We start from the raw sequence: 13,257 nt of genomic DNA, 5'->3' as shown, positions 1-13,257 counted from the left end.
TGAGGCTCAGATGCTAGGTTTAAGCGCCATGCCAGTTACGCATTTGGTTGGCTTCCTTCGATAACACTACGACTTCTGAGCGGGTCATCATATCCTGTAGTGCGAGTTTATCGTCGTTGATAAGTACCCATAGATTACCAATCCCAAGTAATGACCAGACGATGCGTGCATAGGCGGTGATAAGGCTTAAGTTTTGACCATTCGGATGTTGGATCTTAAGGCGCCAGGCGCGCATCCCGAGGGTTTGACCGCCCTTACTCCAAAATAGCGCATAGAAAGTACCTACACAGAGCACTAACCAGAGTTGATAAATCCCATGGTAAATCGGTGTGCCATTGAGGGCATCGGACACATGCTCAAATCCATTCATGCCAATGAGGCCTGAGGCCGTGAGTCCGTAAAAAATACCAAAGCCGATGGCACCAGCAAACATATACACAGCCACCGCGAGCAGTAGGTCATAGATCATTGCCCCTAGGCGGCGGAAGAACCCGGCACGGGGGAAGTTGGCATGTTCAGCATTTAACATCTGCGATCCTAATTCTAAATGGATAAATGACGATAAGGCTTAGGCCTCGGGTTCTTCATCACGTACAAAGTGGATATTGCTAAACCCAAAGCGCGCAAACTCGACTTTGCGATAGTCTTTTTCAGCCTTGGCACCTTTACGAGAGGTCATGGCAATTTGTTGTTCCATCGCGAGAAACTTGGTTAGGTCTATGCCTTCGGCCTCGGCCACAGCTTCGTATAAATCGCGATGTTTATCATACGTAAAGGCGATAGTTTTCGTCTCACCCTTGAAGGTGTAAGTCACTTGACGCGCCATGGATATCTCCTGAAAAAAGTCTTGAAATGGTTCTGAAATTAATTGAATTCGCTTCTAAAAATAAAATACACAGCACCGAGAATACACAGACCAGCCCAGAGATAGTCGAGTTTGAGTGGTTCCTTCATATAGAAGTAGGCGAAGGGTACAAACAAACTTAAGGTGATGACTTCCTGCAGGATTTTTAATTGCCCGACATTCATCACTGTGTAGCCGATACGGTTAGCAGGCACTTGCAGCAGGTATTCAAATAGAGCTATACCCCAACTGACTAGGGCAGCAATAATCCAAGGTTTTGAGCCTAAGGACTTTAAATGCCCGTACCAGGCAAAGGTCATAAAAATATTACTAAGACAGAGTAAACCGATTGTTGTCAGTGTAGGATGCATCATTTTTCTCGATGATTAAGTTTATAAATCATGTACATGGCATCGTCAGTGTAGCTGCCAAGACATTTCTCTATGGTCTTAGGTTTAAAACCCATTTTGCGCCAATAGCTGTCTGCACCTTGTACCGCCACTAAGGAGAGGGAGCTTAAATTAAAATGATCTGCGAGCTGCTTTAGGCGCATCAAGGCCTTGGAGCCAGCACCTAAACCTTGGGCTTTTACCGAGATCGCAATATCGTGTAGATACAAGGTATCGGCCTTAGGTAACTGAGTAATGGGCTCATACAGTGCGGGAGGCATATTGGTGGTCCAAGGGTGGGCGAGGCAATAGCCCACCACAGCTTCATTGACCTCAAACACAAAACAGGATTGAGGTGAGACGTGCCATTTGCTTTGCAATACATGCAGGGGTTCAGGATCCAGTTGGGAGTAACATTCTTCCTGGATCTGTAAAATAGCATCCCAATCCTCTGGGGTGATTGCACGCAGTAACATGGTCGACCTTTTTCCGCCCAAAACAGTGTGAATAAATAAGTTGGGGATTATATACCCAAATCGCAGCAAAAGCTTTGAAACTCGGCAGTGCTGCGATTATCTAGACAGCTCACCTCGTTTATCCCAAATAACGTTGCTTCAAGTGTTTGGCAAGATATTGGCTATTTAGCGGTTCGCCTGTGGCTTGAATGATGAGCTCATCCGTTGTCAGTAATGAGCCTTTGGACCAAATATGGCTGCCAAGCCAGTCAAATACTTGGGATAACTGCCCATTATCGATAAGGTTTTCAATCGGGCCTAAGCTTCGCTCCATCGCAAAACGGCATTGGGCAGCATACATGGCACCTAAGGTATAACTTGGGAAATAACCCAGTTCACCCACGGCCCAATGGATATCCTGCATACAACCATCGCGATAGTTACCATCGGTATTGATACCGAGCAGTTGTTGCATCTGGCTTGACCAAAAATCGGGGAGGTCATCCACGCTCAGACTGCCGTCGATAAAGGCTTTTTCGGCCTCAAAGCGCAGTAGAATATGGCAAGGGTAAGTGACTTCATCGGCATCGACACGGATAAGCCCCGGATTGACGCGGGTATAGTGTCTTGCCAAGTCTTGGGCGCTGAACTCGCATCCTAAATGCTGTTTAATCAGTGGTTGCAGTTGGCGTAAAAACGCGGGATTGGCACCGAGCTGCATTTCACAAAATAAGCTTTGGCTCTCATGGATGCCCATGGAGCGAGCCAATCCTGCAGGCTGTCCGCGCCATTGTTTCGGTAAGCCCTGTTCATAACGGGCGTGGCCAGTTTCATGCACTATGCCCATGATAGCACTGCTAAAATCGGCTTCATTATAACGCGTCGTGATGCGTACATCGCTGGGCACTCCACCACAAAATGGGTGGCTGCTGATATCGAGCCTGCCATGGTTAAAATCAAACCCTAAATAGGCCATCACAGCTTGGCCGAGAGCCTGCTGTGCCTTGATATCAAAGGGGCCGTTAAGGATAAGCTTGGGTTCACTGGCTTGTTTTGCCAGCACATCTTGAATAAGAGAGGGTAACCAAATCTTCAGGTCGCCAAAGGTTTGTTCGAGCTTTGCCGTGGTCATGCCGGGCTCAAATTTATCGAGCAGGGCATCGTAGGGGGAGATGTTAAGCGCCTGGGCGCGAATTAAGGCTTCTTCCCTCGCGAGGGAAATCACCGCTTTTAGATTCGGTTTAAAACCTTGCCAATCATTGTTTTTGCGTTGTTCGCGCCAAGCATTTTCACACTGGTAGGCCATTTTCGTTTTGGCCTGTACCAACTCACCCGGCACTAAGGTCGCCTGTTGATACTGATATTGCATTTCCCTCAGATTGGCCTGTTGCTCTGGGCTCAGCGCCTCTTGTGAGGCTCGAGCGAGGTTATCGCCAAGCTCTGGCGCCGTTTTAAGGCTATGGATATGTAATGCCAGTTCTGCCATGGCATCACCACGTTCACTGCCGCCACCGAGGGGCATCATGGCGGCCTGATCCCAATCACCTAGCGCACTAACATGTTCAAAATGTGAAATTTTCTGGAAATGGGCCGTGAGTTTATCGTAACTTGGCGTAGGTTCTTTGCTGTTCATAGCGGTATCCATAGACTCAATCTTAAGGTGCTGTCGTTATCTATTAGCACGAAAAAATAACAATAACAGGATGATAATATCATGCAGCCAAAATCACATCACACTAAAACCCTAAAAGTCATAAGCATGGCGCTGTTGGTCGGCTTATCCAGTGCCGTACACGCCGGAGCCGAGAGCTTTGCGCCGGGCAGTGCCATCCCCGAATTTGGTCAAGTGGCTAAGGTCGAAAGCACCCTTGCGATCCCTGCGGGGATGAAGTTTAAGGTAGCGTTCGACATGAGTAAGGCGGCCGATGTTGGTCAAGTGAATCGTCAGCTCGACAGCCTTGCCCGTTTTATTAATATGCACGTGGTTGCTGGCGTTAAAGAAAGCGATATTGAGCTCGCTATGGTGGTGCATGGCAGTGCCGTTGGCGATTTAGCCGATGATAGCTTTTATGCCAAGCAGCACAAAGGGGAGCAAAACCCCAATAAAGCCTTAGTTAAAGCCTTAGTGGCTTATGGGGTAAAGTTTTATATCTGTGGTCAGAGCGCGGCCTATTTTGACCTACACAACTCTTCTTTATTACCGGGTGTCGATATGGCGCTCTCGGCAATGACGGCCCATGCGATTCTGGCGCAGCAAGGATTTAGTCAAAATCCGTTTTAGGGTAAATTTTTTGTTTGGAAACTAGGCTCGCCTTGCTATTCTGTCACTCGTAAGTTGATAATTACAGTGAAATAAATGGAATGCTGTATCGTTCAAGGAGATGACTATGTGGGCGTTTTTAGTTGAACAGCCTAACCTACCTTACACTATTGCCTTCGCCTGCGTGCTTGTCCTTGGTGTGTTTGAAGCCTTAGCCCTAGTGATAGGGTTAAGCATGATGAGTGCGCTCGACCAGTGGGTGCCCGCCGATGTGGATTATGATGCCGAGATCGGTGGGACAGGCCTTACGGGGATCGCAGGCTGGCTATGTCTGAATCGATTACCCTTACTTATCTGGTTTGTACTGGCACTGACCAGCTTTGCCATCGTCGGTTATCTCGTTAATTACCTGAGCCTGACATTGACGGGCGTCTTGTTACCCCAACTCTTTACTCTACCTATTGCCGTGGTCGGGAGTGCTTTTTCCTGTCGCTATCTGGGGCGAGTATTGGCCGATCTGCTCCCCAAGAATGAGTCCACGGCTATATCCCTCGATGATTTAAGCGGTTATGTCGGCACTATCACCTTAGGCTGTGCCATAAAGGGCATGCCGTCAGAGGCGGTTGTACGCGATAAACATCAACAAAAACATTATGTATTAGTCGAACCCGAAACCTCGGGTATCGAGTTTGCCAGTGGCACGCAAGTGGTGCTGCTGAAACGAGAAGGAAGAGTCTGGTCTGCGACTCGCTTTGATAATTAATTTTCCAAAGCCATTAACGAAAAAGGAAAGCAAATGGATGTGTTAAATGATGTAACCAGTTCAAGCAACTTCGTGTTGTTAGTTGCCGGAATGGTATTGATTGGCCTGATTGTGATTGGTCTGATTTTCGCCAAGTTATATAAACGTGCGACGAAGGAAATGGCTTTTGTACGTACGGGGTTTGGTGGTGAAAAAATTATTAAGGATGGCGGCGCAATCGTCTTACCCGTTCTGCATGAAACCATAGCCGTAAATATGAATACCCTGCGTATCGAAGTGGAGAAAACCCAAAAAGATGCGCTGATCACTAAGGATAGAATGCGCGTCGATGTGAAGGCTGACTTCTATCTGCGTGTGGCGCCTAATGCCGAAGGCATTTCGATGGCGGCACAAACCTTAGGTACCCGTACCACACGAGTAGAAGAGCTTAAAAAGCTGATGGAATCTAAGTTTGTTGATGTGTTACGTGCCGTTGCGGCCGAAATGACCATGACAGAAATGCACGAGCAGCGCGCCGATTTTGTGCAGCGGGTACAGAATAACGTCGCCAACGATCTCGAGAAAAACGGGCTAGAGCTCGAATCCGTTTCGTTGACGGGTTTTGACCAAACTGATCTGCAATTCTTCAATGAGAACAACGCATTCGACGCCGAAGGTCGTGCACGTTTAGCCAAGATCATCGAAGAAAAACGTAAAGAGACCAACGATATCCAGCAGGAGAACCGCATCAAGATCGAGCAGCGTAACTTAGAGGCGGAAAAAGAGTCGCTGGAGATTGAAAAGTCCGAAGAAGAGGCCCGTCTTATCCAGCAGCAGTCGCTCGAATTTAAGCGTGCCGAGCAAAAAGCGGAAATTATTAAGCAAAAAGAAAACAAGGCCCGTGAAGAACGCGAGGCCGAGATTGCCAAAGAGCGCGCAATCGAAACCGCGGAAATCGAAAAAACCAAGGATATCGAAACCCGCGAAATTGAAAAACGCAAATCTATCGAACAGGCTCGTATTCAGCAGCAACGTGATATCGAAGTCGCCGAGCAAGAAAAACACATCGCAGTAGCTGCGAAGTCGGAAGAAGAGTCTGCCGCCCGTGCCCGCGCCGCAGAAGCAGAAAAAACCAAGGTTGAGAAAGAAGAAGCGGTTATTACGGTGCGTCAGGTGGCGGAAGCGAATCGTCGTAAAGAGATTGAAGTGATCGATGCTCGCAAAGAAGCGGAACGCGATGCGGTAGGTGTGACAGTGCAAGCCGAGGCGGAAAAACGTGCTGCCGAAGACAGATCTAGCGCAATTCTGATTGAAGCCCGCGCCAGTGCCGATGCCAAGAAACTGCAAGCTGAGGCTGACGAGAAGGTCTATGCGGTCGAAGCTGCGGGTAAACAAGCCCTGTACGAAGCCGAAAACGTGCTGCGTGATGAGCAGATTGCGCTGCAAAAATCCCTCGCTATCTTAAAAGCGCTGCCTGAGATTGTCGCGCAGGCGGTTAAACCGTTGGAAAACATTGAAGGCATTAAGATCCTTCAGGGTTATGGTGCAGGTAATCAGTTTGCCTCGGGCGTTGATGGAGCAAGTGTTAGTCAAGGTGGAATTGCCGAGCAGGTGACGAGCGCCGCGTTAAACTACCGTGCCAATGCACCCGTGGTGGATGCTATGTTGCGGGAGTTAGGCTTAGTGCAATCGGAATCTGGCACCTTAAACGATCTGCTCAATGGTAATAATACCCTGACGACAGAGGCCTTAGATGTGGTTAAGTCGGCGAATGCAGGGCTTAATGGGCATGTGCATAAAACCGATGGTCATTTAAGTTAACGATCATTGGTTTAAATTGCTGTCGATCCTGAATGATGGCCTAGGGCTTAAATCATAATCTTGATTGACATTCTCAGCATTGAATATAAAAGCGCCTTCGGGCGCATTTTTTATTTAGGCTGATTGATTTGTACTAGCTCAGACCTGATCTGACAGTTGCCCATTTTTAGGGTGTCACTGTCAGATTAGATTTGAGCTAAATTCTTTTCAGCCCAAACCCGTTTCCCATCGATTAATGTGGCCAGTGGTGTTCTACCGCAGCAAATTTTACCTTGATGGGTTCGTTCATTGTTGTAATAAGCCAGCCATTCGTCCAGATCTTTCTGTAGTTCCTCCATGTTGCCGTACAGTTTTTTGCAGAAAGTAACCTGATAAAACTCATTCAAAATGGTTTTATGGAACCGTTCGCAGATCCCATTAGTTTGCGGGTGTCTCGCCTTCGTCTTAGTGTGCTCTATATCGTTAATCGCTAAATACAGCTGATAGTCGTGCTGTTCCACTTTGCCACAGTATTCGGTTCCTCTGTCTGTCAAGATGCGCAACATGGGCAGTGCCTGTGCCTCAAAGAACGGTAAAACTCGGTCGTTGAGTAAATCGGCCGAGGTGATTGGGGTTTTCGTGGTATACAGTTTCGCGAAAGCAACTTTGCTGTAGGTATCGACAAAGGTTTGCTGATATATCCGGCCTACGCCCTTAAGATTGCCAACGTAAAAGGTATCTTGCGAGCCGAGATAACCTGGATGATGCGTTTCAATTTCACCGCAGGCTTCATCGTCTTGCTGCTTACACTCAAGGGCGGCAACTTGTTCATCCGACAGAATTATCCCTTCTCGCTCGACTTTGGCTTCGAGGGCTTTTAATCGCTTTTTGAAGTTCTCTAAACCGTGCCGTAACCAAATGGAGCGCACGCCACTGGCGGAGACAAATATCCCTTGTTTTCGAAGCTCATTACTCGTGCGAGACTGCCCATGAGCTGGAAATGCGATAGCATGCGTTAAGACGGCATTTTCAGTAGGATCATCGACACGATTCTTGAGATTAGGTGTTCTTCTGGACCGATTTATTAACGACTCAACGCCGCCGTTTTCAACCAGCTCTTGATAGCGATAGAAAGTATCACGGAAAAGCCCCATGACTTTACAAGCTTTAGACACGTTTCCCAATTCTTCAGCGAGATTGAGTAAACCAGCTTTGTGTTTAATGATGGGATTGTTAGTATGAAGCATGAGAGTTACCTTTTTGCTTTGATTGAAGTTTCGACACCTTTATCAAAGTGGGTAACTCTCATCTTTTCAAGATGATGTGTCAGATCTAGTCTGAACTAATACAATTGATTCAATTAAGCGATTTGGCGCAATTAATCTCTTTTTTAGGGCTGCTTTCTTCTCGAGTGACGAGCCGAACCATATCTCTTATACTGGATAACTTACTGACACTTTTATAAAAGACACGGGATAATCTTTTCCTTTAAAAGGCGCTTTGGCTCGTACCACTGGTTTAATTTCGTGTTGTAAGCCACTTCGTTATGGGGTACGGCTATCATACTTGCTAGTCATCGCCGCTAAGACACTTAACTTAGTATCGGGCCAACTTTTGGATAACAGTATTAGGATGGCAGGATGAAGGTAAATTCCATTAAAAATGTAGGTAAACCTCGCTACAGTTTTTCACCTAAGGAAGCTGAAAGTGCATTGGCAGCTTTGGATTTTGCCATTGAAAGCCACCGAAATTGGTATATCCATTTGCATGAAGGTTTACTTTGCAATCAAGAGTTTAGCGAAATTGTCACTGATGTCGCTGCCCATACTAAATGTAAATTAGGCTGCTGGTATTACAATGTGGCGAGCGAAACCATAACCTCGCATACGGATTTTCAAGTACTTGCTAAGGCTCATCGGTCTCTGCATGACCAAGCTCGTAAATTAGTGACTGAGTTTAAATCGGTAGGCGTAGTCGACATCAATGAATACCGATTACTTACCCAAAATCAAATTGAAGTCATGAACCTTCTGGTAAATATGCGCGATTGCATTATTGATCAGCAACATTGCTTTGACCCGCTCACAGGATTGATCAATCGCAAGTCAATGGGATTACTTATCGACAAAAATCATACTCAATTTTTACGTCACAATGCACCCTATGTGATTGCAATGTTGGATATTGATTTTTTTAAATCGGTGAATGATACCTACGGACATTTAGGTGGAGACGAAGTATTAAAATCCGTTTCAAATTATCTCTCGGCGGCGCTAAGGGATTCCGATTGCATTGGTCGTTATGGTGGTGAAGAGTTTCAATTGTTGTTGCCAAATACCACATTAGAAGTGGCAGAAAGGGTGTTGGAAAGACTGCGCAAAGGGATAGCTAATTTAAGTGTCCGCTTTGAGTCCGCGGATATTAAAGTCACTATTTCAATTGGTTATTCTCTATCTAAGCCTGATATTGGCATTAGCGCCTTGGTCAATCAAGCAGATATCGCCCTCTATCAGGCAAAGGCCTCTGGTCGTAATCGAGTCGTGCAATACGATCCGGCCATCGAAGATAAGTGAGTGGGTTTGATGATGTCTTTGTTTAATACTTTTTTTGTTCGCTTGTTCTATAGGCATCCTAAGGTGTTGTGATACCACTTAAGCACCTTAGGATTTAATGCATTTAAACCAAGTCCTGCTATTAAACTAACAGTAAACACAGTGCAGGTAGCTGATTATGCGGGTAAATTTGATAGGTTTTATGGTGCTTGATCAGGCTGGTTTTTTTATTACCTTGGCTGATAAGCAAACCATGAGAGAGAGCAATTTGGGTCAACAACTGCTCATCGGCGCGAACATATAAGTTAATGGGCTTGATGAGCTGATTATCTTGGATATGTTGAGTAAACTCTTTTACATCAATGACTAAGCTCGATTGTCCATCGGCATCCAGCTTGAGTTTGGTGTTGATTTCGGTGTCTGTGAACACTAGCCATTCGAGCTGAGTTAACTCGGCAATCATAGCGTTTAACGCCGTACCTAACTCCACGTGCGAGTTTTCAACGCTCTGATATTGATGAACAATTCTCTCCAATAACCGCTTAAGTTCGGCGCCAGCACCTTGGCTGCGAGCCATACGGATCCACGCCGTGAGATCATCGGCCACCAGTTTTGAGAAGCGTTTTTCTTTGAGCGCCTCAACCATCCAGTTACACAGAAAATGACTCTCCTGCGCAGGCGTGCGTTGGGCTTTTTTAGCTTGGGCCGAGGTGGTTAAATCGGCAAGACCCGCGCGGGCGAGTTCGAGTACGGCTTGGTTATAGGTTTGAGAATTCATTGTGGCTCCGCCGCGGGCTAAAGGATTGATCTAATAGAACGTGTGGTATCGATTGCGGCCAAGCTAGTTTAGCAAAGCAGCCGCTAAATCGATAACGATTCTTAGCGGCTGCTTGAGCGAGAGATGGATTATTCTGGCGAGCTGACGAGGCTGGCGGCTGTCAGAATCAGCTTAGGCGCAGGTCTAACCTTGTAGTTGGGATTCACATATTGGAAATGGATTAACCCTTTTGTGTCAGCGATATAGATTGCTGGCACAGGTAGCACTAATCGCTTATCGCCCTCGGGTGTGATCCAAAGCGGGTTATCCAACTTTAAACGGCTCAAGTAAGTCTCTGTGACTTGTTTGCTGGTGTAAAAGGCGAGTCCAAAGGCTTGCGATGCCAACATTTTTTCATCGGAAAGCAGCTGATATTTAAGCTCGTTTTTAGCCGCGGAGGCCTTTAACTGCGCTCGCGTATCAGGGGAAATACCCACTAGTTGAAAACCCATTTCGATCAGTTTAGGTTCGATGGCTTTGAGCTGGCCCATTTGGTTATTGCAAAATGGGCACCAGCCGCCGCGATAAAAGAAGAAAATCGTCGGCTTTTGTGCTGTTAATTTCGCTAAATCAACACTTTGGCCATTCATATCCTGTAAGGTAATCGTGGGTATTTGCTCGCCATTGAGCAATGGACTTACTGAATATTCATCCTTGGCGATAGGCTGAGCTAATGTGGTAAAACTGCCGAGCAGTAGGCTGGTTGTTAGTAAAAAGCGCTGTAGTAGGGACCGCATAGATAATCTCTCCATGTTATGGTTTTTTTGTAAATTCAAGCGATTGCCTCTAGCTTGCACGCTTGTTGAGCCGGATATGGTTGTGGTGACAGATATAAGAACGACTAACGGGTAAATTTATTGCAGTGTTAATCGCGATTTAGCGACGTTTTTCCAAGGTATGTGGAGCAATTGCCCGCGTGATGGTTTTGTGCCTAGTGTGAGTCTAGAGTGAGCCAATGGTGGGTAGTGACCCCTGAAGTGATACTATGACTCGCACAGTGAGGAATGCAGAGAAATTTTATTAATTTTTTCAATAGGAAAGTGGTAAATGGATAAGGGATTATTTAAAGCGTTAAAGAAAGTCTATTATAAAAAGTCCTACCGAAAAGATGAAAATGGCTATCAACAAAGAATAGATAATGGAGATGTGTTTGATATCGAAACGGGAACCTATACCTATTCTTATCAAGGCTTGTCCAGCGCCGAAGTCGCATTGATTGAACAGAGCGGCTATTCGGTCAACGACAGGGTTAAGCTGAGCCATGATGATGCTGTGAGCGGTTATAAAGCCATACTGGCGCAGCCCAATCTGTCTCTTGAAAATTTATTGGCGGCCTATTTATGTGGCTTTTCGAGTTTTCCCCGCGGCCGCCAGCCAATACTCAGCTATCTCTTTGCCAAAGCTTTGCCTGAGCATGTTATGACAATAGATGGTGAGATTTGCCCCGTGTGTTCCATTAAACGTGTTAACTGGATTGCAAAGGGACAAAAAATCTATAGCTGTTATACGGGCAGTGTATGGAACGAGCATTGGGCGCATAACCTTGTAGAATTGCAAGAGTTTTGCACGCTATCGCCTTGTAAACCAAGTGCTGAGGATGTGGCCATCTTCAGTGCTTTAATTGAGGCTATCCGTCAGGCACCTTTGGATGAAACACTTGGAAAACTCGAGCAAAGGGTGAAGAAAGCCAAGATTATCCCCCAATTTAATCAGTACAGTTTCCGTGGCCAACTGATGGTGTTAGCTGAGCTTGGGGTCATGCCAAATCCCTATGTTGCGCCGCTTTATGAGGCATTTACGCCATTTGAAGAGATCTGCAAGATCAAATATCCCGGCAGTATTCGCTCTGATATTATCTTACCGCTAGCAGGTTGGCGCGGCGAAAATCCCATTGATGAGCAAAGGCTTAAACAGTTATTTGGTGGGTTTACCTGCTAAGTACTTAGTATTGGGAAGGGTTAAAGGCAAAGAAAAAAGCGTCCGATGGGACGCTTTTTTATTGCCAGGCCGATATTAGCTAGACCGATACAGCTTTGGCTGTTGTCTTTTGCTTATTTCAGCTTTTTCGCCTTACTTGGAGCTTGGCCAACTTTCATTTTCACGCGGCGGCCTTGCATGCTTTTCTCGGCGACAATCTGCTCGCTGACGTTGTCGAGTCGCTGTTGCTTTTTGGCGAAGCTGCGGCGGGTTTGTAGTTGCTTTAACAGCAAATCGCGGCTACCGACTTCGTATCCGGGAACCGTAATTCGACGAATTTTTTGGCCGATAAGCTTTTCAATATCAGCGAGTGTGCGCTCTTCCTCACGGCTCACAAATGAAATCGCAACCCCTGATTTACCCGCACGGCCTGTACGGCCAATACGGTGTACATAGTCTTCGGCAAGGAAAGGTAAGTCGAAGTTGACCACATACTCAAGGCTTGGAATATCCAAACCGCGGGCGGCGACTTCGGTGGCGACTAAGACGCGCACTTTACCTGAGACAAACTCACGTAGCGCGCGGCGACGGCTGCCTTGTGCCTTTTCACCATGCACCACTTCAGAGGGAATACCATCTAAATTCAATTCTTTAACTAAGGTGTCGGCTGCATCGCGCGTCGCGGTAAAGACCAGCACTTGTTGCCAGTTTTTTTTACCAATCAGCTCGGATAAGAGTTCGCGCTTACGGCGCTGCTCTACTGGATACACCACTTGGCTCACGGTTGCGGCGGTGGTGTTTTGCTTATCGGCACTGATCACTTGCGGTTTGACCATCATGTCGTTAGCCAGTTTTTTCACCGCGCTGGAGAAAGTCGCCGAGAACAACAGGTTCTGACGTTTCTTATTCACCGCTTGGAGGATTTTTTGTATGTCCGCATTAAAGCCCATGTCCAGCATACGGTCGGCTTCATCGAGCACTAAAAAGTCGACACTGGAAAGGCTTAAATTACAGGCGGTAAGATGCTCGAGCAAACGTCCTGGGGTCGCGACAATTATATCAGCACCGCGTTTAAGTTTTTGCGCCTGAGTCTCAACCTTGACGCCACCGTAAATGGTTAATACGCTGAAATTTAAATATTTGCTGTAGGCTTCAACATTGTCAGCAACTTGAGCGGCGAGCTCGCGAGTGGGAGTTAGGATTAATACCCGCGCGTTCGATTTTAGGGTCTCGCTGGGGTTTTCTACCATCTTTTGCAGTATTGGCAGGGCGAAGGCCGCCGTTTTACCTGTGCCTGTTTGCGCGCTGGCGAGCACATCTTGTCCGCGGCGGATGGCGGGGATCGCTTGCTGCTGAATAGGTGTCATTTTTTGATAACCGCAATCTGAGATAGCGCGTAAAATCTCGGGGCAAAAACTAAAAGATTCAAATCTCATTTTGGATTCCTTTGTTCACTTATTCAATCACTCAAGCGCATTGTG

Annotated in this window: 14 protein-coding genes; 5 read left to right on the top strand and 9 right to left on the bottom strand. The window is 46.6% G+C overall.

Annotated features, from left to right (window positions below; translation table 11 throughout):
- Window positions 1-19: 19 nt before the first annotated feature.
- The 5 genes from ACK5NH_RS14665 to ACK5NH_RS14645 all read right to left on the bottom strand — a co-directional run bounded on the left by ACK5NH_RS14665 (window position 20) and on the right by ACK5NH_RS14645 (window position 3,321).
- Window positions 20-529 (bottom strand): RDD family protein, encoded by a 510-nt coding sequence (locus tag ACK5NH_RS14665; protein ID WP_416921210.1) that lies wholly within the window; start codon window positions 527-529, stop codon window positions 20-22.
- Between the two features lie 39 nt (window positions 530-568).
- Window positions 569-826 (bottom strand): DUF2960 domain-containing protein, encoded by a 258-nt coding sequence (locus tag ACK5NH_RS14660; protein ID WP_416921208.1) that lies wholly within the window; start codon window positions 824-826, stop codon window positions 569-571.
- 38 nt (window positions 827-864) lie between these two features.
- Complete coding sequence (locus ACK5NH_RS14655) at window positions 865-1,215, bottom strand: DMT family protein (RefSeq protein ID WP_416921290.1); 351 nt, start codon at window positions 1,213-1,215, stop codon at window positions 865-867.
- The gene (locus ACK5NH_RS14650) at window positions 1,215-1,709 is read right to left on the bottom strand and encodes a GNAT family N-acetyltransferase (RefSeq protein WP_416921206.1); all 495 of its coding nucleotides are present in this window, start codon (window positions 1,707-1,709) and stop codon (window positions 1,215-1,217) included. Before ACK5NH_RS14650 ends, ACK5NH_RS14655 begins: the two co-directional genes overlap by 1 nt.
- A gap of 118 nt (window positions 1,710-1,827) precedes the next feature.
- Window positions 1,828-3,321, bottom strand: a complete 1,494-nt coding sequence (locus ACK5NH_RS14645; protein WP_416921204.1) for a carboxypeptidase M32 — start codon at window positions 3,319-3,321, stop codon at window positions 1,828-1,830.
- Between the two features lie 81 nt (window positions 3,322-3,402).
- Here ACK5NH_RS14645 and ACK5NH_RS14640 point away from each other — a divergent pair, with 81 nt between their 5' ends.
- The 3 genes from ACK5NH_RS14640 (at window position 3,403) to ACK5NH_RS14630 (ending at window position 6,511) form a co-directional block, all read left to right on the top strand.
- A complete protein-coding gene (locus tag ACK5NH_RS14640) occupies window positions 3,403-3,969 on the top strand; it encodes a DsrE family protein (protein WP_416921202.1) in 567 nt (188 codons plus the stop codon).
- Between the two features lie 106 nt (window positions 3,970-4,075).
- The gene (locus tag ACK5NH_RS14635) at window positions 4,076-4,711 is read left to right on the top strand and encodes a YqiJ family protein (RefSeq protein ID WP_416921200.1); all 636 of its coding nucleotides are present in this window, start codon (window positions 4,076-4,078) and stop codon (window positions 4,709-4,711) included.
- 33 nt (window positions 4,712-4,744) lie between these two features.
- Window positions 4,745-6,511, top strand: coding sequence for a flotillin family protein (locus tag ACK5NH_RS14630; protein ID WP_416921198.1), 1,767 nt, complete (start codon window positions 4,745-4,747; stop codon window positions 6,509-6,511).
- A 185-nt stretch (window positions 6,512-6,696) separates the two neighbouring features.
- On the opposite strand, the gene ACK5NH_RS14625 is transcribed toward ACK5NH_RS14630, so the two are convergent.
- Window positions 6,697-7,737: an IS481 family transposase gene (locus ACK5NH_RS14625; protein ID WP_416921196.1), complete on the bottom strand. Its 1,041-nt coding sequence runs from the start codon at window positions 7,735-7,737 to the stop codon at window positions 6,697-6,699.
- 393 nt (window positions 7,738-8,130) lie between these two features.
- Between ACK5NH_RS14625 and ACK5NH_RS14620 the strand changes: the two genes are divergently transcribed.
- A complete protein-coding gene (locus ACK5NH_RS14620; RefSeq protein WP_416921194.1) occupies window positions 8,131-9,063 on the top strand; it encodes a diguanylate cyclase in 933 nt (310 codons plus the stop codon).
- A 121-nt stretch (window positions 9,064-9,184) separates the two neighbouring features.
- Here ACK5NH_RS14620 and ACK5NH_RS14615 read toward each other — a convergent pair whose 3' ends face one another.
- The gene (locus ACK5NH_RS14615) at window positions 9,185-9,820 is read right to left on the bottom strand and encodes a DUF2913 family protein (RefSeq protein ID WP_416921192.1); all 636 of its coding nucleotides are present in this window, start codon (window positions 9,818-9,820) and stop codon (window positions 9,185-9,187) included.
- Window positions 9,821-9,948: 128 nt separating this feature from the next.
- Window positions 9,949-10,596 carry a peroxiredoxin-like family protein gene (locus ACK5NH_RS14610; protein ID WP_416921190.1) on the bottom strand — a complete coding sequence of 216 codons (648 nt, stop codon included), beginning with the start codon at window positions 10,594-10,596 and terminating at the stop codon, window positions 9,949-9,951.
- A gap of 310 nt (window positions 10,597-10,906) precedes the next feature.
- On the opposite strand from ACK5NH_RS14610, the gene ACK5NH_RS14605 reads away from it, so the two are divergent.
- Window positions 10,907-11,797: a hypothetical protein gene (locus ACK5NH_RS14605; protein WP_416921188.1), complete on the top strand. Its 891-nt coding sequence runs from the start codon at window positions 10,907-10,909 to the stop codon at window positions 11,795-11,797.
- 113 nt (window positions 11,798-11,910) lie between these two features.
- Here the strand turns inward: ACK5NH_RS14605 and ACK5NH_RS14600 are convergent, their stop codons facing one another.
- Window positions 11,911-13,212 (bottom strand): DEAD/DEAH box helicase, encoded by a 1,302-nt coding sequence (locus ACK5NH_RS14600; RefSeq protein WP_416921186.1) that lies wholly within the window; start codon window positions 13,210-13,212, stop codon window positions 11,911-11,913.
- Window positions 13,213-13,257 lie beyond the last annotated feature (45 nt).

Source organism: Shewanella sp. (genome assembly GCF_047975355.1).
Classification (GTDB): domain Bacteria; phylum Pseudomonadota; class Gammaproteobacteria; order Enterobacterales; family Shewanellaceae; genus Shewanella.
Note: the sequence above shows the minus strand (reverse complement) of the source record. Positions and strands in the feature narration are given on the sequence as shown.